The 25283-nt window shown below is 60.3% G+C and carries 19 protein-coding genes, 1 tRNA gene and 5 pseudogenes; 12 read left to right on the plus strand and 13 right to left on the minus strand.

Annotation, left to right across the window (positions count from 1 at the left end; translation table 11 throughout):
• Positions 1-6 precede the first annotated feature (6 nt).
• The 3 genes from NK8_RS33355 (at position 7) to NK8_RS33365 (ending at position 4944) form a co-directional block, all read left to right on the plus strand.
• Positions 7-2706, plus strand: a complete 2700-nt coding sequence (locus tag NK8_RS33355; protein WP_213233729.1) for a CoA-binding protein — start codon at positions 7-9, stop codon at positions 2704-2706.
• A 148-nt stretch (positions 2707-2854) separates the two neighbouring features.
• Positions 2855-4153, plus strand: a complete 1299-nt coding sequence (locus tag NK8_RS33360; RefSeq protein ID WP_213233730.1) for an MFS transporter — start codon at positions 2855-2857, stop codon at positions 4151-4153.
• A gap of 20 nt (positions 4154-4173) precedes the next feature.
• Positions 4174-4944: a substrate-binding domain-containing protein gene (locus tag NK8_RS33365; RefSeq protein WP_213233731.1), complete on the plus strand. Its 771-nt coding sequence runs from the start codon at positions 4174-4176 to the stop codon at positions 4942-4944.
• 15 nt (positions 4945-4959) lie between these two features.
• On the opposite strand, the gene dctA is transcribed toward NK8_RS33365, so the two are convergent.
• On the minus strand, positions 4960-6261 hold the full coding sequence (gene dctA, locus NK8_RS33370) for a C4-dicarboxylate transporter DctA (protein WP_213233732.1): 1302 nt from the start codon (positions 6259-6261) through the stop codon (positions 4960-4962).
• A complete protein-coding gene (locus NK8_RS33375; RefSeq protein ID WP_213233733.1) occupies positions 6258-7187 on the minus strand; it encodes a LysR family transcriptional regulator in 930 nt (309 codons plus the stop codon). Before NK8_RS33375 ends, dctA begins: the two co-directional genes overlap by 4 nt.
• A gap of 467 nt (positions 7188-7654) precedes the next feature.
• Between NK8_RS33375 and NK8_RS43485 the strand changes: the two are divergent.
• Together NK8_RS43485 and NK8_RS33380 are read left to right on the plus strand one after the other, a co-directional pair.
• A pseudogene (locus tag NK8_RS43485) lies at positions 7655-7825 on the plus strand (FAD-dependent oxidoreductase); the annotation flags it as partial.
• A gap of 19 nt (positions 7826-7844) precedes the next feature.
• Positions 7845-8662, plus strand: a pseudogene (locus tag NK8_RS33380) (IS5 family transposase); the annotation flags it as partial.
• 482 nt (positions 8663-9144) lie between these two features.
• On the opposite strand, the gene NK8_RS33385 reads toward NK8_RS33380, so the two are convergent.
• The 3 genes and pseudogenes from NK8_RS33385 to NK8_RS43050 form a co-directional block, all read right to left on the minus strand.
• Complete coding sequence (locus NK8_RS33385) at positions 9145-10830, minus strand: ATP-binding protein (protein ID WP_213233734.1); 1686 nt, start codon at positions 10828-10830, stop codon at positions 9145-9147.
• Positions 10831-10834: 4 nt separating this feature from the next.
• Positions 10835-12352, minus strand: coding sequence for an ATPase domain-containing protein (locus NK8_RS33390; protein ID WP_213233735.1), 1518 nt, complete (start codon positions 12350-12352; stop codon positions 10835-10837).
• 444 nt (positions 12353-12796) lie between these two features.
• Positions 12797-13139, minus strand: a pseudogene (locus NK8_RS43050) (hypothetical protein); the annotation flags it as partial.
• Between the two features lie 647 nt (positions 13140-13786).
• Between NK8_RS43050 and NK8_RS33400 the strand changes: the two are divergent.
• The 3 genes from NK8_RS33400 to NK8_RS33410 all read left to right on the plus strand — a co-directional run bounded on the left by NK8_RS33400 (position 13787) and on the right by NK8_RS33410 (position 17477).
• Positions 13787-14923, plus strand: coding sequence for an RNA polymerase subunit sigma-28 (locus NK8_RS33400; RefSeq protein ID WP_213233737.1), 1137 nt, complete (start codon positions 13787-13789; stop codon positions 14921-14923).
• Positions 14924-15025: 102 nt separating this feature from the next.
• A complete protein-coding gene (gene dnaK, locus NK8_RS33405) occupies positions 15026-16960 on the plus strand; it encodes a molecular chaperone DnaK (RefSeq protein ID WP_213233738.1) in 1935 nt (644 codons plus the stop codon).
• A gap of 142 nt (positions 16961-17102) precedes the next feature.
• Complete coding sequence (locus NK8_RS33410; RefSeq protein ID WP_035511472.1) at positions 17103-17477, plus strand: hypothetical protein; 375 nt, start codon at positions 17103-17105, stop codon at positions 17475-17477.
• A 181-nt stretch (positions 17478-17658) separates the two neighbouring features.
• Here the strand turns inward: NK8_RS33410 and NK8_RS33415 are convergent, their stop codons facing one another.
• The gene (locus NK8_RS33415; RefSeq protein ID WP_213233739.1) at positions 17659-18042 is read right to left on the minus strand and encodes a hypothetical protein; all 384 of its coding nucleotides are present in this window, start codon (positions 18040-18042) and stop codon (positions 17659-17661) included.
• 246 nt (positions 18043-18288) lie between these two features.
• Between NK8_RS33415 and NK8_RS33420 the strand changes: the two genes are divergently transcribed.
• The 4 genes from NK8_RS33420 (at position 18289) to NK8_RS33435 (ending at position 19945) form a co-directional block, all read left to right on the plus strand.
• On the plus strand, positions 18289-18732 hold the full coding sequence (locus NK8_RS33420; protein ID WP_213233740.1) for an Hsp20/alpha crystallin family protein: 444 nt from the start codon (positions 18289-18291) through the stop codon (positions 18730-18732).
• Between the two features lie 25 nt (positions 18733-18757).
• On the plus strand, positions 18758-19165 hold the full coding sequence (locus NK8_RS33425; RefSeq protein WP_213233741.1) for an Hsp20/alpha crystallin family protein: 408 nt from the start codon (positions 18758-18760) through the stop codon (positions 19163-19165).
• 101 nt (positions 19166-19266) lie between these two features.
• Positions 19267-19827, plus strand: coding sequence for an Hsp20/alpha crystallin family protein (locus tag NK8_RS33430; RefSeq protein ID WP_213233742.1), 561 nt, complete (start codon positions 19267-19269; stop codon positions 19825-19827).
• Positions 19828-19872: 45 nt separating this feature from the next.
• Positions 19873-19945: transfer RNA gene (locus NK8_RS33435), tRNA-Lys, on the plus strand.
• Positions 19946-20060: 115 nt separating this feature from the next.
• Here the strand turns inward: NK8_RS33435 and NK8_RS33440 are convergent.
• From NK8_RS33440 to NK8_RS33470, 7 genes and pseudogenes are all read right to left on the minus strand, one after another.
• Positions 20061-20378 (minus strand): hypothetical protein, encoded by a 318-nt coding sequence (locus tag NK8_RS33440; protein WP_213233743.1) that lies wholly within the window; start codon positions 20376-20378, stop codon positions 20061-20063.
• 136 nt (positions 20379-20514) lie between these two features.
• Positions 20515-21081, minus strand: coding sequence for a hypothetical protein (locus NK8_RS33445; RefSeq protein WP_225936592.1), 567 nt, complete (start codon positions 21079-21081; stop codon positions 20515-20517).
• An 18-nt stretch (positions 21082-21099) separates the two neighbouring features.
• The gene (locus NK8_RS33450; protein WP_014253161.1) at positions 21100-21354 is read right to left on the minus strand and encodes a hypothetical protein; all 255 of its coding nucleotides are present in this window, start codon (positions 21352-21354) and stop codon (positions 21100-21102) included.
• 111 nt (positions 21355-21465) lie between these two features.
• The gene (gene groL / locus NK8_RS33455) at positions 21466-23088 is read right to left on the minus strand and encodes a chaperonin GroEL (RefSeq protein ID WP_213233744.1); all 1623 of its coding nucleotides are present in this window, start codon (positions 23086-23088) and stop codon (positions 21466-21468) included.
• A 105-nt stretch (positions 23089-23193) separates the two neighbouring features.
• A complete protein-coding gene (gene groES, locus NK8_RS33460) occupies positions 23194-23511 on the minus strand; it encodes a co-chaperone GroES (protein WP_213233745.1) in 318 nt (105 codons plus the stop codon).
• A gap of 167 nt (positions 23512-23678) precedes the next feature.
• Positions 23679-24316 (minus strand): annotated as a pseudogene (locus NK8_RS33465) (diguanylate cyclase).
• 337 nt (positions 24317-24653) lie between these two features.
• A pseudogene (locus NK8_RS33470) lies at positions 24654-25088 on the minus strand (VIT1/CCC1 transporter family protein); the annotation flags it as partial.
• Positions 25089-25283 lie beyond the last annotated feature (195 nt).

A 25283-nucleotide genomic window follows, 5' to 3' on the forward strand; every position in this document is an offset into this window, starting at 1 on the left:
TACGACATGCATAAACAACACAGCAAACCGTTCAAATATTTCGTCGGCGTCAACTCGCTCGCGCAAATCGCCACACGCGACGATCGCGTGTGCGTGCTCAACATCCTGGGCGGCGAGTCGTCCGATGTGACGCCCATTAGTCATGCCTTCTCCGGCGGCAATATCGTCTTCGGTACGGCACCGGGGAAGGGGGGGCAAGCGCTCTCCACATCGGCCGGCGATATTCCGGTGTACAACAACGTCCGCGAAGGGCTGGAGGCAGGACATCGCTTTAATTGCGGCGTGGTGTATCTGCCGCCATCGGCTGCCCGTGACGGTGTCGCCGAACTGATTCGCGTCAATCCCGATCTCAAGAAGATTTTCATCATCACCGAGAAGATCGCCGTGCATGACGCCCGCGAAATCCGCGCAATGGGTCAGCAGGCGGGCGTCGACATCTTCGGGGCGAACGGACTGGGCGTCGCGGACTCGTGGAATCGCGTGAGGATCGGCGGGGCGCTCGGGGGTGACAATCCGGACGATTCGCTGCGCAAAGGCTCGATCGCTATTTTCTCAAACTCCGGCGGCTTCAGCACGACGATCGCGCAATATCTGCGCATGAGCGGCTGGGGCACGTCGACCGTCGTTTCCAGCGGCAAGGACGTCTACATCCACTACGCCGCGCCGGAATTCGCATTCGCACTCGCCAACGATGCGCGCAGCAAGGCCGCCGTGCTCTATTGCGAACCGGGCGGCTATTACGAAGCCGACGCGACCTTTACGAAACCGGTGGTTGCCTGCGTAGTGGGCCGGTGGAAAAGCCGGCTGACGCGCGCGGTCGGCCATGCGGGCGCGATGGCCGGTGGTTCCGACGACGCGCAAGCAAAGGAACGCTGGTTCATGGAGAAGTTCGGCGTCGAGCGACTCTTCAGCCCAGGCGATCCATGCTGCTCGGCCAAGGGCGCGGTCGTCACGAATATCGCGCATATCCCGGCGGCGCTGACCGCCGTCATGCAAGCCAACGCGACAATGCCTGACTTCGAGCCCGAAGGCAGCCTTGCGCTCAAGCCGTGGTTCGGCTCAGACCAGGGCATCAAGCTGCCGTCCGGCCTTGCCATTTCCGTGGTAAGTGCGGTTTCTCCGTACGACGAGCAGGTCTTGCAGGTCAACAGCCAAATTGGCGCAATTGCGCCGCGTCAGTCGCTCAAGGACGCATCGGGCGCCTCGCAGATGGATGCGAAAACGCAAGTCAGCAGCCTTCACGGAACCTCGATGCTCGACGCCGCGACGCGCTCGCTCGAAGCGAACGTAAACCTTGCCCTTCTGCACGAACCAGGCGGCGAGAACGACGAAAAGCTGATCAACGTAGCGATCGCGGCATCGGTCAATTTGCATGGAACGCCGGAGCTCGTCGCGGCTCAGGCAGCGCGAGAGGCGGGCAATGCGCCCAACGCAATTCTGGCGGCTGCGGCGTCGATCGTCGGGCCGAAGCGTCAGCGCGCAGCGCGCGATGCCGCCCAATGGTTGATTGACCACTTCGCGGCTGCGGGCGTCACCAATGCGCTCGACGAAAGCTTTGATATCGGCCAGATCGACGGCACCGGCAGCGAGCCGCTCTTCGCGGACGCTCGCGATCCGCGCGCCGAAGCAATGCTTTCGGGGCTCGCAAAGCGTGGCGCTAAGTCGGTGCTGATCCGCTGGCTCACGTCGCGGCCAGCGCACCCGACGGCGGACGCCGTGCTCGCCGCGATCACAACCACTTTGGCGTGGGGCCCACTCATGCGCAAGCGCGTGTCGCGCGTCACCGCCGAGAGCTTGCCTTGGTGGACGATGTTGTTCGGACGTTTGATCGGCGCTTCGGCGGACGCGTCGCGTCACGCCCCAGACGGTTTCTGCGGCTTTACCAACGAATCGCTCTTGAACGAACGCAGCCTCACCGAGATTTGCTTCGCCGCATTGCTCGATCTCGAACCTGGCCCCGACGATCTGTTCGCATTCAAGACGCTCGCGGGGCTGCTGCTCACAAACGGTCCAGGAGCCATTTCGGCACAAGGGGCGAAAGGCGCCGTATCGGCCGACGGTCCCGAGAGCCCCGAGCGCGTGCAACTTAATAAGGCGCTCGTCGGCTTCCTTTCGCATACCGGCTACACGCATGGCGGCAACGGGTACGAGGGAATCGCGTTCCTGATCGAAGCGTTCCGCGACACGCCGCTCGGCGATCCGTCGGATGCAAGCCACGGCGTGGATCTGCGCAAGCTAGCCGAACACGCGGTGGAGCGTTATGCACAATACAAGGCGCGCAAGAAGAACGCGGGCAGCCTGGACATAGCGAAGCTGCCAGGGGTCAATCATCCGGTGTTCAAGGACAGGCCCGTCAACCATGATCCGAGGGAGGTGTTCATCGCGGATATGTGCGAGCAACGCGGGGAATACAACGCGTTTCATGCGTTCTATCGCGAGCTCGTGCAGGCCCTGTTCGATGCCGGTGTATCGCGTAACGTGTATTGCGTGAATGTCGATGCGGTGATCGCGGCGCTCTTGCTGAAGATGCTGTGGCAACCGCTGCGCCGCGGCGATCTGGCGGAGTCCGATCTGGAAACCGCCGCGTTCACGATCTTCCTCTATCCACGTATGCTCGGCTGCGCGGCGGAAATCGACGATCACCTGAACCGCGGACGCAACATGGACACGCGCACCCCCGCTTCCCAGTGCCGCTTCGTTGCCTAATCGGAAAGACCGGCAGCGATGCGTACAGTGATAAACAGCACGCATCAATCGTTCCGAAAATAGCACTTAACGTTATGCGCCGTTCGGGCGAGTATTCGACAAACAAGAAATCGCCCGGACACCAAGCCGAAATTCTGGAGACACCTCGATGCACCCTTCTTCAACCACCTCTGCCACCGCGCAATCGAAGACATCCGCCGTACTACGCGTGACGGCGGGCAACTTCTTAGAGCAGTTTGATTTTTTCCTATTCGGCTTCTACGCCACGCAAATCGCGGCTGTCTTTTTCCCCGCGGGAAGCGAATTCGCTTCGTTGATGATGACTTTCGCAGTGTTCGGTGCTGGTTTCCTGATGCGTCCGCTGGGTGCGATCATTCTCGGCGCGTATATTGACGATGTCGGCCGGCGCAAGGGCCTGATCGTCACGTTGTCGATCATGGCGAGCGGCACCATCCTTATCGCGTTCGTGCCCGGCTACGCGACGATCGGACTCTTCGCGCCCGCGCTGGTTCTGATCGGCCGTTTGCTGCAGGGGTTTTCGGCAGGTGCGGAACTGGGCGGTGTATCGGTCTATCTAGCCGAGATGGCGACGCCGGGACGCAAGGGCTTCTTCACGAGCTGGCAGTCCGCCAGCCAGCAAGTAGCGATCGTGGTCGCGGCGGCGCTCGGCTTCGCGCTGAATCAATGGCTCGACACGGCGGCGATCGCCGCGTGGGGATGGCGTGTGCCGTTCTTCGTCGGCTGCATGATCGTGCCTTTTATCTTCATTCTTCGGCGCAATCTCGAGGAAACGCGGGAATTCAAGCAGCGTCAGCATCGTCCGAGCATGAAAGAAGTTTTTGCCACGCTCGTGCAGAACTGGACTGTCGTTATCGCTGGCGTGCTTCTGGTCGCGATGACCACCACGAGCTTCTACCTGATCACCGTGTACGCGCCGACATTCGGCAAGACCGTTCTGCATCTGAGCACCGCCGACAGTCTGCTCGTCACGCTGTGCGTGGGCATCTCTAACTTTATCTGGCTGCCGATTGGCGGAGCACTATCAGACCGTATCGGACGCCGTCCGCTTCTTCTCGGAATGACAATCCTCGCAATCGCGACCGCCTACCCGGCGCTTTCGCTCCTCGCTCACGCGCCGAGCTTCATCAACATGCTGCTTGTGCTGTTGTGGCTCTCGTTCATGTACGGCATGTACAACGGCGCGATGGTCGTCGCGCTCACCGAAGTGATGCCGGTCGAAGTGCGAGTCGCCGGATTCTCGCTGGCCTACAGCCTCGCGACGGCGGTCTTCGGTGGATTCACGCCGGTTATCTCGACTGCGCTCATTCATATGACGGGCGACAAGGCCGCGCCGGGCTACTGGATGAGCTTCGCCGCGGTGTGCGGGCTCGGTGCGACACTGGCACTGTATCGGCGCCGTTCCGTTCCGCTGCATGCGGCGTCCTGAAACAACGCATCCATTCGAACATGAAATCGATTCTTCTGAAATTGTGTACCACCGCGCTCGTCGGCAGCGCGGCCGTCGCGCCGAATGTCCAGGCCGCCGATCTGCATGTGATGAGTTCGGGCGGCTTCACCGCAGCGTACAAGCTGCTGGGCCCGAAGTTCGCGGCATCGACCGGCAATACGCTCGATACCGCGCTCGGCCCGTCGATGGGCAAGTCGCCGGAAGCCATTCCGAACCGTCTTCAGCGCGGCGAGCCTGCCGACGTGGTGATCATGGTCGGCTACGCGCTCGACGACCTGATCAAGCAGGGCAAGGTAATTCCCGATTCCCGCGTCGAGCTCGCGGATTCTCGCATAGGCATGGTGGTGCGCGATGGCGCGCCGAAGCCCGACATCGCGTCCGAAGCCGCGCTCAAGCAAACCTTGCTGCATGCCCGGTCGATCGCGTACTCGGACAGCGCGAGCGGCGTCTATATCGAGCGCGAGTTGTTCAAGCGGCTCGGCATCGAGGAACAGGTGAAGGCCAAGGCGAAGATTCCGGTGGCGTCGGTGGTTGCGACCGGCGACTACGAAGTGGGTTTTCAGCAGGTCAGCGAGTTGCTTCCGGTGAAGGGCGGGGCGTACGTCGGCAAGATTCCGGAGTCGATGCAGTCGGTCACGCGCTTTGCGGCCGGCATTCCGGTCGGCGCGCAGCATCCGAAGGAAGCAAAGACGCTGCTGAACTATCTCGCGTCGCCCGCCGTGCAGCCGGAGGTGACATCAACAGGGCTTGATTCAGTCGCTGCACATTGAGACGAGCGCAACGATTCAGCCCGGCAGGTCGACGGGCTGATCAAAGGTTTCTTCCGGTTCGTGCGCCAGGCTCAATGCATTTTTCAGGCGCGCACGGTTGCAGGCACGCTCCCACATCGAAACGAAGATCACCGCGCAGGCATTGCTGATCACGCTGGTCAGCGCGCGCGCCTCGGACATGAAGCGATCGATGCCGACCAGCAGCGCGACGCCCGCAACCGGCAGGTCAGGTATGACGGCCAGCGTCGCGACGAGCGCCACCAGCCCACTGCCCGAGACGCCCGCCGCGCCCTTCGACGTGAGCAGCATGACCGCGAGCATCGTGGCGATCTGCCCGCCCGAAAGGTGCACGTCGCACGCTTGAGCGATAAACATCGAAGCGAGCGTCAGGTAGATCGCCGTGCCGTCGAGGTTGAACGAATAGCCGGCGGGTAGCACCAGTCCGACGATCCCCTTGTCGCAGCCAAGCGCTTCCAGCTTGACGATGAGGCGCGGCAGCGCCGGTTCCGTGGACGATGTCGCGAGCACGATGATCAGTTCCTCGCGAATGTAGCGCAGCAGCCGCCAGAGCGAGAAGCCATGCAGGCGCGCGAGCGGCCCGAGCACGCATACGACGAACAGCAGGCATGCCGCATAGAACGACACCATCAGCATGCCGAGCGAGCCGATCGACCGGATCCCGAAGCGGCCCACCGTGAACGCCATCGCGCCGAAAGCGCCGGCGGGCGCGAGTCGCATGATCATCGCGAGGATGCGGAACAGCACGTGCGCGATGCCATCGATGAATTCCTGTACCCGCTGCCCGGCGTGCCTGCTGGTGTTCAGTGCGAAGCCGAACAAAAGGGCGAGCAGCAGGACCGGCAGCACCTCGCCTTTTTCGAACGCGCCGACGAGCGTCTCCGGAATCACGTGCAGCGCGAATTCGACGAATCCGTGCGACTGCATGCGCGGCGAATACTGGGCGAGGACGGCCGTGTCCAGATGGCGTGCGTCGATGTGGAGTCCCGCGCCCGGGTGCAGCGCGAAAGCGGTCGCGAGGCCGGGAACGAGCGCAATGATGGTGAGGAAGTAGAACAGCGCCAGCGCTTTCAAAATGGTGCGGCCGATCTTCGAGCCGCTCGCAAGGGAGGTAATGCCGGTGACGATCGTGCAGAAAACGATAGGCGCGATCATCATGCGCACCAGCGCGACGAACGCATCGCTGAGCGGCTTGAGCGATGCGCCGACCTGTGGCCAGAAGTGTCCGACGCACAGGCCGAGCGCCATCCCGAGCAGGACCTGGACGTAGAGCAGGTTGAATGGCCTCGGCAGTGTCATTTCGGGGTCTTCTTTGCCGCACCGGCCATGCCGCTGCGTTTCGTGTCGAGGATTGTCTGATAGAACTGCTGTGCGGCCGGCGCGAGAGGACGCCCCCTGCGCCGGACGATGCCGACTCGCCTCGTCACAACCGGATCGACGAGCGGCACGCTGGTCAGGATCGGATGATCGCGCATGGGCATTGCCATCGAAGGCACGGCGGCCACGCCGAGTCCCGCTTCAACCAAGCCGAGCATGGTGGTGACATGGCGTGTCTCGCAGATGCTCGGCATCGACGGCGCCACAGTCGTCAACGCCTGATCGAGCAGCAAACGGTTGCCGGAAGTCTTGTCGACTGAAACGTATTCGTGTTCGTATAGTTCGCTCCACGACACACGCGCTTTTTTCGCAAACGGATGGTCGCGGCGGCACGCGGCCACGAACTTCTCCTGCAGGAGGGCCTTGAACTCAATGTCCGAGTCCTGGCTACCCATGAAGCTCACGCCGAAATCGGCTTCGCCGCTGATGATCGAGCCAAGGACTTCGTTCGCGCTCGTGTCGAGCAGCTTGACCCGAATGCGCGGATAGCGGGCGTGGTAGGCGGCGATGACGCTCGGCAGGAAGTAGTAGGCTACCGACGGCACACAGGCGATGGTCACATGGCCCAAGCGGCTGGTGGACACGTCGCGGATGCCGAGCAACGCGACATCGAGATCGTCGAGAAGTTGTTCCGCGCTCGGAGCAAACACGCGGCCTACGGTCGTAAGTGTCACACTGCGGGTGGTGCGCTCGAAAAGTCGCACGCCGAGTGCCGCTTCTAACTTCTCGATGCGCCGGCTCAGCGCCGGCTGCGATATGTTGATCGCGTCCGCTGCCTTGCGGAAGCTGCCCAGCTCCACGACGGCGCGAAACGCCTGTAGATCGTTCAAATCGAAGTTGACGCCCACAGCCGTCTCCGCATTTAACATGCGGGCTATTTTGCATGATGTGGTGTTATGCGCCCATCAAGCTGACGCTAGGTGAGGGTGCGTTACCAGCGGTTTTGTCAGCGCTGGTGGCGAAGACTATCCAGTTAAAGGGGTCAATTTCTGACTAGCGGCGCCAGTCCACCTTCTTGTTAGATCACCGGAAAGGCGTCCTTGACACCGGCCATTGCGACCAAGAACGTGACGTTGAGGCGAAGCTGGAATCGGTCTAGGCACCAGTTTGCAAGATTGCTTCCGGGTTTGCTCGGCGCTTGGGAGATTTACCGCCATATCATTTCAAAAAGCAACAGAATCGTCCTATCAGAGAAGCGGCAGGAGATCGGAAAATCGCATCTACTATCTGCGGATCGAAAATCGTTCTCATACGTGCGTTTTCGATGAATCTTCACCGCAGTACTTACCGAGAAGCGGCAACCGGCGGCTGTGAAATGCTAAGAATCGACGACGTCACGAATAGCGAAGATTTCCCCGAAAAATGCGATGTCGCGGTGATAGGTGGCGGTATCGTTGGCGTGAGCACCGCGTACGAACTAACGCGGCGCGGCGTCCGCGTGGCCTTATTAGAAAAAGGCATTATTGGCTGCGAGCAGTCGGGCCGCAAACTATCCAAATGGGTATACCAGACGTCCTCCGTTTCCGATTGCGACGATGTTGCATATTTACTTCTTGCAACAGTGGTTCAGTCTGTCGGATTCAGCGATGGAAGAGGCCCCCTACGATGTGCCGCTGTATCGGGAGTTCGCAGGTCTCGACGGCGCAATGACCCGCCTCCCGGACGAAACGACCACCCTGCGGTGTAGGCATCTGCTCGAAGCGCATGGGATCGCTGCGCAAATCCTGGCGGTGGTCAATGAGATATTGAACGACAAGGGATTGACGCTCAAGGCGGGATCGGCTGCCGATGCCACGTTGGTCGCGGCGCCCAGCTCGACCAAGAACGGATCGGGCACACGCGCTCCCGAGATGCAGTCGACTCAGAAAGGCCGCAACCGGTACTTCGGCATGAAAGCCCACGTGGGCGTGAACGCAGAGTCAGGCTTGGTTCATACGGTCATCGGCACGGCAGCTAACGTGCACGACATCAATGTTGCATTTGCGTTGTTGCACGGGGAGGAGACGAGTGTTTATGCCGACGTCGGATACCAGGGCATCGAAAAGCGTGAGCAAGCGAACTCGGCCCGATAGCACGTTGCAATACGGCTGGGCAAGCGAAGGAAACTGAATCCGAACGACCCTATCGATGCGGTCCACGACAAGATCGAAAGACTAAAGGCTGGTATTCGGGCGAAGGTCGAGCATCCTTTCCGAATCCTCAAACGACAATTTGGCTACACGAAGACGCGATACCGGGGCTGGCGAAGAATACCGCTCAAATCACTACGTTGTTTGCGTTGGGCAACTTATGGATGATGCGCAAAGCGCTACGCCACTCGTAGAGAGTCCGCGCACGATGAACGTGGGCTTCATGTCCTTGCTACGAGTCACAACCTCTTGATAGCATCGACTTCCTGACCGAATTCGGCAATCGACAGGGCTTGCGCGAGGGAAAAGTGGAGCTCCAACGCATACCGTTTCCGACGAGTCTTCGTCCATGCCTGTCGCATACGCCCGAACGCATTGTGCAGACGCTCCCTAACTACGACTGACGCTAAGAAGACTCTCCCAATGAACGCGGCGCATAGCGGTCTCATGGCCCGTGTCGCGGTTCACTCACAGCGACTCCAGCGTATCCGTAATCTTTGTATAACGAAGTTTAAGGAGTACTAATCAACATTACTAAGATAAGCTTAGCTTGAGTACGAGCGCATCTGCTTATGGGGCGCGGTTCGTCATTGGTACATGAGCCTTCGCAGTCTAGGAAACTACACATCGCAAGGCCTGTTGTGAGCTCATCCAGCCGAGCTACGTTTAGTTCTCGTTATGCGGGCGCGCTCAGTGCCGAGCGGACCACGCGTGAAAGCTCGTCGAGTTGGAACGGCTTGCGCAGCGCCGTGAAGCGCTTATCAGCGATCGTCGAAATATCGACATCTGCGTAGCCTGTGGCTAGAATTACCGGCAAATTTTCGCGCAATTCGTGGGCTTTCTCTATGACCTGCAATCCGTTCATTCCAGGCATGGCATAGTCGACCATTAGCAGGTCAGGATTGTCGACGCGAAGGCGCTCGAGACCGCTAACGCCGTCACGAGCTTGAGAAACGGTATACCCGAGTGCCTGCAGGCATTCGACAAGCATGCTTCGGACGTCCTCGTCGTCCTCGATTACAAGAATGTGACGCCCCTCCACCGCGCGGTTATCTAAGTTTGAACCGGCGACGATTTCCTGCGTTTGCTTATCTACGAGCGGCAACCACATCTCTACAGTGGTGCCCTTTCCCGGTTCGCTGTCAATGCGCGCAACACCGCCTGCCTGCCGTGCGATTCCGTACACTTGACTTAGCCCCAGTCCGGTACCCTTGCCAACCGGCTTCGTCGTAAAGAACGGGTCAAACGCGCGAGAAAGCACACTTGGCTCGATGCCCGTCCCGGAATCGCTGACACTGATGACAACGTAGCGTCCTGCTGCAAGCGTTTCGTCCGGCGCAGGTCGCTCGCCTGCATGGATGGAAAGGCGTCCGCCGACCGGCATGGCATCTCGCGCGTTGATCGCCAAGTTGAGCACAGCGAGCTCTAACTGGTTGGCATCTGCTCGCGTCCAAAGATCTTCCGCATCCGCATGGGTAGAGAATGCGATGGCCGGTCCCAGCGAGATAGAGATGATGTCATGCATGCCTTGGAGCAGCGAAGTAACGTTCACGGCCTTCAAGTCTAGATTGCTCGTGCGTGAGAACGTGAGCAATTGGGCGGTGAGCTTGCCTCCACGCTCAGTGGCGCGTTTGATCGTCGCAGCCATCTTGCGCACCCGGTCATCATCGCTCAGACGAGTAAGCAGCTCGGCGTTGGCCATGATGACATTAAGAAGATTGTTGAAATCGTGCGCAATGCCGCCGGTCAATTGGCCCAGCGCTTCCATCTTTTGCGATTGCACGAGCACGGCCTGCACCTTGGCGCGCTCATGGATCTCTTTCATGAGCCGATCATTCGCCGATGCAAGCTCACGCGTGCGTTCGCTGATACGACTTTCGAGCGATTCATTCAGGTGCTCGAGCGCCTCTTGCGCTTTCACGCGTTCGATCAGATGCTGCTCGGATTCCGCCAGATGCTTGCGCGACTCATACTGCCGAGCGCGGGCGCGCAGGGACGATGTTACCGCGCGACGCAAAGTCTCAGAGTTCAAGGGTCGCTCAAGAACCAGTACGTTTCCAAGCCGTTCGAGCAGGTCGAGGCTCGCCGCGGGACGGCGTCCGGCGAAACGCCCGGAGAGCAGGATGATGGGAAGATCGGACCAGGCGGCTTGATGCTCGAGCCACTCTCCGAGCGCGCGCGCGCCATCGTCCGAAGTAGATTCTTCGGTAACGATCGCAACGCCAGCGCCGCTTTGGAGTTCCTTCAATAGACATTCCGAGTCGAGACAAGTGAAGCAGCTTCGACCGTCGCTCGCGAGTACGTCGGCGATGACATCGGCGTCGCGGCCGAAGGGCGCCATGATGAGAACGCGAAATTCCATTGCGCTAGTCGGAGGAGGGGTTCTTCTTGCCGTTCGAAGGGGGCAGCATAGCCGTGTCCCCCTGGTACCTTGGAAGACCGCCCAGAATGCCTTCGAAATCACGCAACGCTTCGCCGACGATTAGACCGCGGCCGCCGAGTTGGAACTGGCGGATCGAGCGCTCGTGCCCACTCGCGCGACTTTTGACCGCGGTCACCGCGGTGAGCACTTCGCCCCGACGCTCGAAGTAGCGGAACAGCACGACCACATCGCTAAGATAGCTGATATCAATGTCGCTCTGGATCTCGCCGATGACACCATGCTGCCCCAAGACCAACATGGTGATGACGCCGCGCTGATTAAGATACGTGAGCAACTCATGCATCTGCAGCAGCAGATAGCGTTCTCCAGGCATGGCTTGTAAGAAAGCGTTCAGGCTATCAATGGCGACAAACCGCGCGCTGTCCTGCTCAACGCTGCGATGCACCTCGCTTGCAAACTCGCCCGGCGAGATTTCGGCCGGGTCGACCTGGCGCAAGGTCAGCAACCCACTTTCCAGGTGGTGCCGGAGATCGATGCCGAGGCTAGTTAGCCGTCGTAGCAACGTGGTTCGTGTCTCGTCAAAGAGGTAATAGACGCAGGCTTGCCCGCGCTCGAGTGCAGCCAGCAGACATGAGGCGACGGTGGTCGTTTTACCGACGCCCGATGGCCCGACGAACAGCGTGTTTGTGCCTGGGACAAGGCCGCCGCCGAGGAGCGCATCGAGTCCAGGCGTCCCAGTGCTCAATGCGTTCGCCGAATAGTCGCTGTGATGCTCCGCGGCGACGAGGCGAGGATAGACCTTGATGCCCCCCGTTTCGAGCGTCATGTCGTGGTAACCCTCGCGAAACTTAATGCCACGCATCTTGGCAATGCGCAGCCGCCTGCGTTCGCCGCCATAATCGTGCACCAAATTGTCAAGGCTGATCACGCCATGCGCAATACTATGCAATTGGAGATCGCCGGGTTCCGAGGTGTTGTCATCAAGGAGCATCACCGTGCAGGCGCGGGTTGCGAAATAGCGCTTCAGGGCGAGGATCTGACGCCGGTATCGCAGCGGGTTCTGCGACAACATCCGGAGTTCGGACAGGCTGTCAAAGACGAGGCGGACCGGCTTCAAATCGTCAACCCGCGCGATAACGTCACGGACGGTTTCGCCCAATTCGACTTCCGCGGGATGTAAGATCGTTTGTTCGTAACGAGGATCGAGGCCCTCATCGGTAAGCAGTTCAATGATCGTGACGCGGGTGGTGTCCCAGCCGTGACTTTCAGCGACGGCCACGAGTTCGGCCTTTGTCTCGGATAGGGTCACGTACAAGCCTGGCTCCCCGACTTCGGCACCCTTGAGTAAGAACTGCATAGCCAACGTTGTTTTTCCTGCACCCGGGGCGCCTTCGAGAAGATACATGCGGTGCGGCGTCAGCCCGCCGCCCAGGATGTCGTCCAGGCCGTCGACGCCTGATGAGATACGGCCCGGATCTGGCTGATCAATTAGCGCTGACATATGTCTCAAGTGTGGTTGGCTGTTCCAACAGCCGTTAGTGCATGCAAAAAGCAGTCCACGCTCGCGTCAGCGTGCAAGGCTCTTAGCGACCGGGTTTCGGTGTGCTGGTTTTTCGCGGCACCCTCGCCACGTGCGCGGGCAGCACTGGCAAGCGAATAAGCGCCGGTCCGGCTGGTTGGTAAATTGTCCTTGATGTGGCGGGCAAGCAGAGTAGGATTTCCTCGTTCGACGTCATTGCCCGGGGGTGGGGGCCCATGCGACCAGGCCTCCAGCGTCGTCATACCAGCGGAATTTCCGAACCCGCACGCCGAGTGAGCCGGATCCTATTTTCGCGATCGGGCGCGGCTAATACGGCCGCCAGAGCCGGCTAGGCGTGCAGGGCGCGTGAATAAGACTTCGCAGCGAGCTTAGACGATCGTACGGCGCGCGACGGCACGCCGTGTGCATCCGCTCATACACCGCAAAATGCGGCTGCACCTCTTCCTGGGCCTTGATCCGGACAATTAAATTGATCTGATCGGGCACAAGGTCCGTCGCCGCTGCGAGAGCGGGCTCCCGTTGCGGCGCGCAGATCCGGTCCTCCTCCGCCACAGTAGAGCCGACAGCTATGTGGTAGGTCTTCTCTTGCCGGAAGACGATGTCGACGACGCGCGCCCGCGCACTCGTTGTCGACGGCGGTCCGCGTCACTTCAGCGAGTTGGTGCATGACTTCCGTAAGGAAGCCTTTGGCCGAACGCAGCCGGATGCGGTGCTTGCCAAGCGCCCGCCAATCAGTATCGAATTTCATGATGTCATCCCAATCGATCCCTTTGCGCGCGGCGCTGCTGCCCTGTCCGTCGTCCGCGGCGACTTGAATTTTTCCGGGAGTTTTACTACGTTATTTTTAGCTCAGGCAGTGTGTCCGCCGCCCGATCGGTCGCACGCTGCGTGTTTCGATTTGTTTGCTGGCAGCATCGCAGGCGAACTGGAGCGCGCAAGCCCGTTCTCTTCCTTGCTGCGTCGAAGGAGAAGACGATGAGCCACGTCTATCTGCGCTCGGACTGCACCGATGGCACCGAGCGTCGCTCTCAAACTTCAGGCTTTTTTCTGCATGTCGCTGCTCGCGCATTGCGACCGGCGCTCGTCTCGGGCGTTCCCTCGCGCCCTTGCCAGCCTCCGTCTCGCATCCCGGGCCTTAGGGCAACGCCGAACGTCGGGAACGGCGTGAATATCCTCGTGTGCGCTCCGGGGCGCTTAAAGCCGAGCTGGCCGTGCCGCGCCAGGATTGCCTTTAAACCGGCGCCGCAGGGCGACGCGGCATAGTCGGGACGTCGCATCCTTGCGCCGGGGGTGCGGGTGGCTTCCCATCGCAGTGGCCGATGAGAAAAAAACTTCTGCGGAGTGTGCGCCGAGAATTGTCGATCAGCAGCGAAACAATTCGTGGACAGGCTTGAGATGAAAACGGTCATTCGTTACCGGAACGTGGCGAAGCTTTCACGTCCGGATCTTCATCAGATGATCGAGCGGCTCGCTGAACGGGTGCTCGGCCCGCATTTGTCTCACTTTCCGGCCGAACTGCTCCGTTTGCACGCAACCCTGGACAGGAGCCGCCACCATGGTCTCTATCGCGTTCGTTTGCAGATGACACTGTCCGGCGCGACGCTGGCGTGCGTAGAGGAATCGTCGCGATTGGAAAAGGCAATCGAACACGCCTTTACAGAGCTGGATCGGCAGGTTGAACGCCACGTTGCACATCTGCGTCACGAGGACGCCTGGCGTCGCAAGGAGCGGCGCGTCGGCCTGCGGCAACTCAAGACGGCACTGAACGAAGAAAGCGACGCAGAAACGGCGTCCTTCAGCAGCCTCGGTCGCCCGCTGCTCGCATCACTGCAGCGCTTTGTGCAGCGGGAGCTTTCGGACCTGCAGGTGCGAGGCGAACTCGACCCGGGTGAGCCATCCGTCGACGAGATCGTCGATGAGGCGTTGGCCCGTGCGTGTGAGCAGTCGGCAACCCGCTCACGTAAGCTCAACCCGCTGCAGTGGTTGTACCAAATAACGCTGAGCGTTCTCGCCGACGAAGTGAGCCGTCGCCAGGACGAGGCGGGCCGCTGCATTTCGCTCGAGGGCAGACTGCCGATCGAGCTGCGCGAGCCGCGAGAGGACGAGGAAATACTGTTTGCCTACTGGCAGCCCGATGAAGTCCTGCGTCTTGAAGACGTCATGCCTGCAGCGGACGCGACGCCCGAGGAGGCCGTGAGCGAGCAAGAACTCCGCGCGCTGCTCGCGACGCTCCTTTCGGAACTGCCGGCACCCTGGCGCCGCGCAGTTGTCCTTTGCCGGCTGGAGGGGCTTGCAGTAGGCGCTGCCGCCCAGGTAGCCGGTGTGACGGAGCAGGCACTTGAGCAGGGGCTGACGCATGCCGACGCGTTCCTTCGGGCGAGACTTGGAGCGCTACGGTTGATCCCGCAAGCGTCGGACGAGCCCGCTGGCTACGTAATGCCAGGCGTGCTGCCGCCAGCGTCGAGCCTTTCGCAAAAATTCGAGCAGGCAACGCGGCGCGACGTTCGAGAGCCAGAGAAGCAACGACGATGATGTTCGCGCAATTGCGAGGGCGCAAGAAGTGTCCTAGAGACCGGCTGACCAGCGGCGACAAACGATCAGTAATTGAAGTGTTTTGATACCGGTGAAGACATCATGAGCAAGATCATTGGCATCGATCTCGGCACGACGAACTCCTGTGTGGCGTCAATGGAAGGCAAGCAGGTTAAGGTGATTGAGAATTCAGAAGGCGCCCGCACGACGCCATCGGTTGTCGCGTATCTCGACGGTAGTGAGCTGCTGGTGGGCGCGTCCGCGAAGCGGCAGTCGGTCGCCAACCCGAAAAACACGCTGTTTGCGGTCAAGCGCCTGATCGGCCGCCGCTTCGAGGAGAAGGAGGTGCAGAAGGATATTCGGCTGATGCCCTACAAGATCGTCAAGGCGGAGAACGGCGACGCGTGGGTCGAAGCGCGCGAGAGCAAGCTCGCACCGTCACAGGTCTCGGCCGAAGTCCTGCGCAAGATGAAGCAGACCGCCGAAGACTACCTCGGCGAGTCGGTCACTGAAGCCGTCATCACGGTGCCCGCCTACTTCAACGATAGCCAGCGCCAGGCGACAAAGGACGCCGGCCGCATTGCGGGTCTCGAGGTCAAGCGGATCATCAACGAGCCCACAGCCGCTGCGCTCGCCTTCGGCCTCGACAAGCGCGAAAGCCGTGACCGCAAGATTGCCGTCTTTGATCTTGGCGGAGGCACCTTTGACATTTCGCTGATTGAGATCGCCGATGTTCACGGAGAAAAACAGTTCGAAGTGCTGTCGACCAACGGCGATACCTTTCTGGGCGGCGAAGATTTTGACCAACGCATCATCGACTATCTGGTTGGCGAGTTCAAAAAGGAGCAGGGCGTTGACCTCTCGACGGACGTGCTCGCATTACAGCGTCTCAAGGAGGCGGCCGAGAAGGCCAAGATCGAACTGTCGTCGAGTCAGCAGACTGAGATCAACCTGCCGTACATCACAGCGAACGCATCGGGACCCAAACATCTGAACGTGAAACTCACGCGCGCGAAACTCGAATCGCTGGTGGAGGACCTGATTGAGCGGACGATGGAGCCTTGCCGCGTTGCGCTTAAAGATGCGCGTCTGACGGCAGAACAGGTCGATGACGTCATTCTTGTCGGTGGCATGACGCGTATGCCCAAGGTGCAGGAGACGGTCAGAGCGCTTTTTGGGCGGGAACCGCGAAAGGATGTCAACCCCGAAGAGGCGGTGGCCGTCGGGGCGGCCATCCAGGCGGCGGTGCTGTCCGGGGAGCGCAAGGACGTCTTGCTGCTCGACGTGACGCCGCTCTCGCTTGGCATCGAAACGCTCGGTGGCGTCATGACAAAGATGATCGAGAAAAACACCACCATTCCGACCCGGTTCTCGGAAGTTTTCTCGACCGCCGACGACAACCAGGCCGCGGTCACTATCAAGGTGTATCAGGGCGAACGCGAGATGGCGAGCGGCAACAAGCTGATGGGCGACTTCACTTTGGAGGGGATCCCGCCAGCCCCCCGTGGCGTGCCGCAGATCGAAGTGACTTTTGATATCGACGCGAACGGCATCCTGCACGTATCGGCCAAAGACAAGGCCAGCGGCAAGGAAAACCGGATCACCATCAAGGCGAATTCAGGATTGTCCGAAGGCGAAATTGAAAAGATGGTCCGGGAGGCGCAGGCGCATGCGGCAGAAGATCACCGGCTGCGCGAGCTGGTCGATGCGCGTAATCAGGGCGATGCGTTGGTCCACACTACGCGCAAGGCACTGACTGAATATGGTGAAAAGCTTGACGCCGCCGAGAAGCGCGAGATTGAGGCTGCAATCAGGGACCTTGAAGATGCATTGAAACGGTCCCACAGGGAAGAAATACAGGCCCGGATCGGCGCGCTGGCGACGGCGTCGCAAAAGCTCGGGGAACGCATGTACGCGGACAAACCATCGCAAGGAAGCGGTCCGAGCGAAACGGCGGGGCAACACGAATCCCAGAGGCCAGGCCAGGATGATGGTGTGATTGACGCAGACTTCAAGGAGGTGAATCGGAAGCGGTGACGCCGGGACGCTCACTCGGCCGTCAAGGATCGGATGCAGGCGTGACCCCTGAGAGAGCGCTCGTATCAATCGGACCGGCGGTGCGCCAGGCGCAGCGCCGCGGTGTTCGTCAGCTTGGCGCTCATGGGTAAGAGGTTTGGCTATGAACATGCAACATATACTTGTCGTGACCGCGGCGGCGTTGGCTATGTGCTGGTCCGGCGACGCAAAGCCGACGAGTGCGCCGGTGCGCACCTTGCCGCTACAAGACGATATCTGGATTACCGGTACCATCCAGCGTGGCAGCGGCCAGTACGCGCCCGGCGACTACACGACGATTTTGCTGGATCGACCGGTGACCTCGCCCTGTAGTGACAAGGTGGTCACCGATATCCTTCTCGGTATCGGTGGCAACCCGGGTCCCACACTGCTGCTTCCCTTTCTCGACCAGCGGGTGGCCGTCAAGGGGCGCGTGAGCTGTCCTCGCTCGGGCACACAGTTCTCACCGCAGCCGGACGTGGTGTTTCCGGTCTGGTAAAGGTCGACAGGTGCAAAGACGGTGCACCGAGTGCCGAGACCTGGGGCTCGACTAACTGGGCGTTGTGGTGCAGGGCGGCGGCTTGATCAAGATCAAGCGTGCGCGCGCTAAGGCTAAGTCCCCCAGCATCAAGCGGTGTCGCGCCCGGGGCCCTTACGCCCCGAACTGGGTGAGCGATGCGCTATTGAAGTGGTGGCACCACGCCTAGCTTTTCGGCGAGCATCCTCTCGTAGACACCGAAATGCAGATCGACCTCTTCCTGCGTCACCACTGTTACGAGGATATTGATCTGCGCGGGTTGCAGGCCAAGGACGGTCGCGATCGCCGCTTCGAGTTGGGGCGCGCATAAGCGGTCGTCGGCGAACGTGCTGCCAACCGAGACCTCGTAAGTGGCTTCCTTTCGCGCCACGACTTCGACTATGCGCGCACGCGCGCTCATGTTGTTGTCGATCGCAAGCCGAATGACCTGGACCGCCGTACGCATCGTCTCAGTCGGGAAGCCCTTCGTCGAGCGCAGCCGGATACGGTGCCGGCCGAGGGTCAGCCAATCGTAATCGAATTCCATAATGTCCTCGCAAGGGCTGTCAGGAACGTCGAGAAAAGATAGGATGCGCCCGTCCGATTTCAAGAGCAGAAAACTCGCAACATCCCCTTGAAATTTCGGCGCGAGATCCTATCTTGAATTTCGCTCAGGCAGTCGCGCAGCAGTTCGGCGCGCTGCGTGTTTCGATTTGTTTGCCCGCAGCACGGCAGATGGACTGGAGCGCGTAGGCCCGTTCGTCTTCCTGCTGGTTCAAAGGAGGAAATGATCATGAGCGATCTCTATTCCGGGACCGACCTGTTCAGCGAGCTCGATCGCCTGCAACGGCAGTTGGCGAGCATGTTCGGTGGTTTCCCTTCCAGCATCCGTTCTGGGCGTTTCGGCGCCTTCCCGCAAATCAATATCGGCTCGACCGACGACTCGATCGAGGTCGTTGCGTTTGCGCCCGGAGTCGATCCGAAGAGTCTGGACGTGTCAATTGACAAGGGCCTATTGAGCATCAGCGGAGAGCGCGCGGCGGCGCAACCCGCGACCGACGGTGAAGAAATGCGCACCTATGCGCAGGAACGATTCGTAGGTTCTTTTCGACGCGTCATTGAGCTACCGGAGCATGCGGACCCCGACAAAGTTACTGCGCAATACACCAATGGCTGCCTGACGGTGAGCATTGGCAAGCGGGAGGCATCCAAGCCACGAGCTATTACCGTTCAATGAAACGTCAGAGTCGAAGGAGGACATCATGAACGCCACAACAGAGCTTGCCAGGAAAGGCGAAAGCGCGGTCGCCGGCAGGGAGGGGGAGCCGTCCGAGCGTCGGATCACCATCACGCCGCCGGTCGATATCTTTGAAAATAGCCAGGGCGTCGTCTTGTGGGCGGATTTGCCCGGCGTAACGAAGGATCGGCTCGACGTGAAGGTCCACGACGGTAATCTGTTCATCGAAGCCGAGGCGGTGGTGCCGACTCCGGCCGGGCTGCGCCTGCAGCACGCCGAGATCCGCCAGCCCCACTTCGCGCGAGCGTTCTCGCTCGGGTCCGACCTGGATGCTTCGAAGATCGATGCCAATCTGAGGGACGGCGTGCTGCAGCTGACAATACCGCGTCGGGACGAAGCCCGCCCCCGCCGGATCGAAGTGCGTACAGGCTGAGTCGGCAAGCGGGTAAAGCCGCGGGAGACCTCGAAGTGGCGGTCCAAGAGGCCGCCACCCGCGGTTTAGTCGTTTGCTGATGAAATCCGCAGGAGCAAACCATGAATACCGATCCAAGGAAATGGAACCCGTTCAAGTTCCTGCGCGGGTCGACGCGCAAGTCCGATGCGGACGCGGAGCATTCGCCGGGCGGTGAACAGTCGCGCTCGACGTGGCCTGACATGCCTCGATTCTTCTCGCGCGATCCGTGGCGCGCCGTCGAAGAATTTTTTCAGGACCCCTTTGCCGGACGCGGGGCGCTGGAAAGATGGTTTGGCGACTTCAGCTCATCGCGCTTCCAGCCGCGTATCGACGTGGTCGACGAAGGGAAAATACTGCGCGTGACGGCTGAGTTGCCCGGAATGGAGCGCGAGGACGTGAGCGTAAGCGTCGAGGATGGCGCGCTCGTCTTGCGCGGCGAGAAGAAACAGGATGTCCGTAGCGAAGAGGACGGCTGCTATCGGCTGGAGCGAGCCTATGGGCGCTTTACACGGACCATCCCAATGCCGGAAGACGCCGAGCCCGATCGCGCCCTGGCCAAATTCGACCACGGCATACTTACGTTGACCGTGCCGAAGTCGGTGTCGGCGCGTTCCGCGAGTCGCACGATCGATATTGGCTAGCGTGACCGGGTAGTGCGATGCCCGTAGCATGTTCATCGGCAAGTGGGGCCGTTAGCTCAGCTGGTAGAGCAGCGGACTTTTAATCCGTTGGTCACTGGTTCGAACCCAGTACGGCTCATGAGATATCCCGACGCAATGCCGCTGCCGCAGGTGTCGCACTGTCTGATTTCTTGGTAGCGTGCCGACCGATTGGCTGAGTCGATGGAGGCGATCAGCTCGCTGAAATGGGCGCGTTATGACAAGTACGGGCCGCCCGTAATCCTCGACGCGTACTGGACAGCATCGTTGCTCGTGCCGGCTTGAATGTTACACCAAAACTCCTGGTGACAGGCGCCGAGAAGGCGGGCGGCCAGATAGCGGGGAACATGACTGGCCAGCCAAAACCGGCAACCATCAAAGAATACTTTCATTGCCGGCCGCGCGGCGCGCATCGTACCTGAGCGAATGAAAGCCAATGCGTCTTCGACGGCTGGGCTGCCAATCGCTTCCCGCATGAGGAATTCGTCGCTCACCGACAGTTGCGAAAACTTGAGGTAATCCAGGCCGAGCACGCCGGATGGGAGCTTGGGCGACGGCGCGCCTGGCGCCCGAGGATCTCTGGGCATATCACTCAGATCAGGCACGCATCGAGCAATGCATTACGTTATAAAACATGTCCACCTGGAGCGGCTCCTCGCATGTCCATGCTTATCGCGCAGCGTTGGCCCCGTCATCCGTTGGGTGGATCGATCTCGCTTGCCGCGGGTTCATGGGTCTCGTGAGCGCAGAAAAGCCGAGCCGGCGCAGGGCGGTGTTCGCCTGTGCCATAAAGGCCTCGGGCCAAGTTCCGCAGAGAAACTCGAAGGCGGGTCGGGCCTCTTCTAGCAGCGAGGAGAGCACATCATTGCATGCAGCTCCCGATGGCACGGAATTCATCGAGTCGCCGAAGAGAACTTGCTGGACGAGGGCGACGCCGCCGCGCTCAGCCACAAAAGAAATCGCAGGATAAAAGCGCGGATCTTCGACGATGGCTTGGCCGTACGTCTCGGCCAAGGCAATCAAAATTGCCATGTCCATGCGCGACGGCGTCGCGGGAATATAGATGTGACTTGACGCATAACCGCGTTGCATCGAGGTTTGACGCATAAGCGTCACGACATTCTCAAGTTCCGAAACGATACGCGCGACGGCGCCATCGGGCATCGCCTCGCTAGCGCGAGCGCCCGAGCTCGCGTGGTTCGTCGAGTCATTCGGTTTGCAGGTCCCTTTCATCATGTCATGCTCCAGGGCGAGTCATTGACCAGTCATCAGGTGTCGAATGATCAAGGCCGGGTCGGCGATGTCGAGGATCAGGCGACGGAAAATACGCCTACGCATATGCTCTTCGTCAAGCACCCACGGCGCACCTTTTTCGCTTAGATAACGAGCGAGGGCATCTTCGAGATTCGCGTCGTCGGGTAGATCGAGCCGGCGCGCCAGGAGCGCCGCAATGACATCGTCGAGTTCGACTTCGAGCGGCTTGGAATCAATGCGAAGTTCGAGTTTCATGTCAGCTTGCTAAGAAGCAGCGCCGCACGACGGAGTAAAATGCGGCGCCCGCAAATGAACCAATTGCACCTGTCATCAATACAACAGGCACTTCGAGCAACCCGCTGCCGCTTAATACTCGAATTCCCGTGCGGGCGTCTGCGTCGGCTTATCGTCTTTCGGCGCTTCGGCAACGGTGGCATCGGTTGTGAGAATCAACCCCGCAATCGATGCGGCGTTCTGCAGCGCGGTACGTGTGACCTTGGTCGGATCGACGACGCCCGCCTCAACAAGATCGCCGTATTCGCCGAGGGCTGCGTTGTAGCCAAAGTTGCCGTGGCCTTCGACCACTTTTGCGATGACCACCGAAGGCTCGTCGCCCGCATTCGCGGCGATGATGCGCAGCGGCGCCTCGAGCGCGTGCAGTACGATCTGAATGCCCGCGTCCTGATCGCTGTTGGCGCCTTTCAGTCCCGTCACCGCTTCCCGCGCGCGCAGCAGCGCCACCCCACCGCCGGGCACGATGCCTTCCTCGACTGCGGCACGTGTAGCGTGCAGCGCGTCGTCCACGCGGTCTTTCTTCTCCTTCATTTCGACCTCGGTGGCCGCGCCGACCTTGATGACGGCCACGCCGCCGGCGAGTTTCGCGACACGCTCCTGCAGCTTCTCGCGGTCGTAGTCGCTTGTCGTTTCCTCGATCTGCGCACGAATGGACTTCACGCGTGCCGCGATGCGCTCTTCGTCGCCCGCGCCATCGATGATGATCGTGTCGTCCTTGCGGACTTCAATGCGCTTCGCTCGTCCGAGATCTTCAAGGGCTGCCTTCTGCAGTTGCTTGCCGGTTTCTTCGGAGATGACCGTCGCGCCCGTCAGGGTTGCGATGTCCTCGAGCATGGCTTTGCGCCGGTCACCGAAACCTGGCGCTTTGACGGCAGCGACCTTGAGGATGCCGCGCATGGCATTAACGACCAATGTCGCCAGCGCTTCGCCCTCGATGTCCTCAGCGACAATCAGCAGTGGCTTCCCAGCCTTTGAGGTTGCTTCAAGCACTGGCAACAGATCTCGGATGTTCGAGATCTTCTTGTCGTGCAGCAAAATCAGCGCATCGTCGAGATAGGCAGCCTGCTTGTCGGGATCGTTAATGAAGTAGGGGCTGATGTAGCCACGGTCGAACTGCATGCCCTCGACAACATCCAACTCGTTCTCGAGCGACTTGCCGTCTTCGACGGTAATCACGCCTTCCTTGCCCACTTTTTCCATCGCCTGTGCGATGATCGTCCCGATCGCCTCGTCGGCGTTCGCGGAGATCGAGCCGACCTGGGCAATCTCACGGCTTGTCGAAATCGGCTTCGACAGCGTGCGCAGCTCGTCGAGTAAGGCCGCGACGGCCTTGTCGATGCCGCGCTTGAGATCCATCGGATTCATGCCGGCGGCGACATGTTTCATGCCTTCCTGGACGATCGCTTGTGCGAGAACGGTGGCCGTCGTGGTGCCGTCGCCGGCCACGTCTCCCGTCTTCGAAGCGACCTGCTTGACGATCTGTGCTCCCATATTCTCGAATCGGTCCTTGAGTTCGATCTCCTTGGCGACTGACACCCCATCCTTCGTGATGGTCGGCGCGCCGAAGCTGCGTTCGATCAGGACGTTTCGGCCTTTGGGCCCAAGGGTAACCTTCACGGCATCGGCCAGCACATTGACGCCCTTGACGATGCGGGCACGGGCGGTGTCGTGGAATTTGACCTCTTTTGCGCTCATGTTATTGCTCCGGAGTTTGTGTTGACCAGCGTGTCGCGATCTACCGATGCATTGGCTGGTCGCACTACCGGCGTCACCAGTCGAGTCTCGGGATTCGATTAAAGTTCAGGCAGCCTTGCGCGCCGGACCGGCGTCAGCCTCGAGAACGCCCATGACGTCCTCCTCGCGCATGACAAGCAACTCCTCGCCATCGACCTTGACGGTCTGGCCCGCGTATTTGCCGAATAGAACCTGGTCACCGACCTGTAGCTGGAGCGGGCGCAGCGTGCCGTCCTGCAGCAGCCGGCCGTTGCCGACTGCGACGACTTCGCCTTGTTCTGGTTTTTCTGCTGCTGAATCGGGAATTACGATGCCCGAAGCTGTCGTCCGTTGCGTTTCGATTCGCTTGACGATAACCCGGTCGTAGAGGGGACGAATATGCATTTCCAGCTCCTGAGCGATTAAAGGATCACCAATAAGGGAATCCGGCCGCACGATTGCGACACGCTGAGTGCCGCCGTGCGGCCGAGCCAACCGTGGCGAAAAGCGAAATAAGGGTGGGCGTTTTTCGATTCAAGGGGTGGCGAAAGCTCGATTTGTAACTTTTTGTATCAGAGCGGCAGCAGGATACGATGCATTCGGCCGAGCCGATAAATGGTGCGCCCCCGGTGGTCGCGCCGACGAGATATAGGCGCAGCAGGACACGGGGGCCGACGTCCGCCATCAGCATTCAATGTGTCGTCGGGTTCGTTGAGCGCGCGCCACAAACCAGACTGCACAGGTCAAAAAATCCGGCGTAGATAGCCTCGGCGCGAAGCGAGTTGCATTAAGCTTTTGCGCCCGCTCTCGTCATCGTCTCGCGGTGCCCTGTTGCTCGCGTCTGCCTCGTAGAAACCGAACGCCTGCCGGCAGGCGAGCGCCTCTGCCGCGCTTGCGCCTATAACGTTGCAACTGCGCTGCTCAGCACGCTCCACGTCCCACGCGCCGAGTTGCCAGGCTGCGTCAAGCACCAGCAAATCCACCGTCTCGACGCTTCGCCACTGAAAATTCAGCGTGATGGTCGATGGAGGAACAGGACGTGAAGGAATATCAACGCTAGCAAGACGAGGGGCGTCGCACGCCGGAATCCGTGCCAATGGAGTAACACGATCAGCGGCGTATTAATGTGTGCCGCAGCGGTGACGGTGACGGCAAAGAGCGGCAGCCGCACCGCGTTTATCTGCTCTTGAAGCTGGTCGAAAAGGTCCATGAAGCCTTCCTAGTTGAGAACTGCAGGGCCCTTGGATGTGGTTCGTTGCTATTTTATGTAGTGCACGCACGCAATGCTTAGCAGTTGAACACAACTTGACATAGAGGAATTTCGGGGCAGACGGCGCTTGGCCTCCATCGTTTGTCGCATGACAATGTGCCGATCAGGGGCCGGGTCCCGGTGTGGCCAGTTTGAGACGACTAACGAACGCGTCGTGCGGACCATCATTTGACAGCTTCTGGCTCAATAGCAGATATAGTTCCGGAACTTATGACCCAACGTGGCATAGAGTCGCCACGTTGAAAGAGTAAAGCGCCGCAGACAGGCATGAAACACCTTATGAGACGACTGCTCCTCCGAGGACTCTGCCAACGCCGAATGTAAAGGCGGCTGCCGCCAGACCAACGAGTATTTGCCGAACCGCTGAAAATCCAGCACTGCGACCGTTGAACACTGAGGTGAAGAACTCCGATGGCCGCCAGTGCAGCATGCTGAAACCGATGCATTCGACGATTGCCGTTTCACCTGTCGACCAAAGGAACGGCATGGCGGGGAGAATGGCGCTGATGGAAAACAGGCAAAACGAGACGCCGGCAGCGGACCACGGATTGCCGCCTAGCTCAGCCGGGTCAAGTACCAGTTCCTCGCGCACCAGCGCGTCTAATGCCTCGTCCTAATCCTGCATGATTTGCGAGGCGACACGCTTGGCCTCTTCCGCGCTCAACCCTTTCGCTTTGTAGATGAGTGCAAGCTCGTGCTCTTCTGATTCAGGGCATGGTGCATGCCTGCACGAATTGCGAAACAGACGGCCGCGTCGTCCCTAGCATTTTAGTTTTGATGTGTGCGCCAAGCTGACCGCTCGTGGCGGCGCATACCTTGCCATAATCGTTCCAGGCAATCCGGACGTGGAGAATGACGCGGCGGCAACTGCTGTGGCCAGGATGGCCATTGATCGGTCGAGAAAGTC

Origin of the sequence: Caballeronia sp. NK8 (genome assembly GCF_018408855.1) — a bacterium.
GTDB lineage: Bacteria > Pseudomonadota > Gammaproteobacteria > Burkholderiales > Burkholderiaceae > Caballeronia.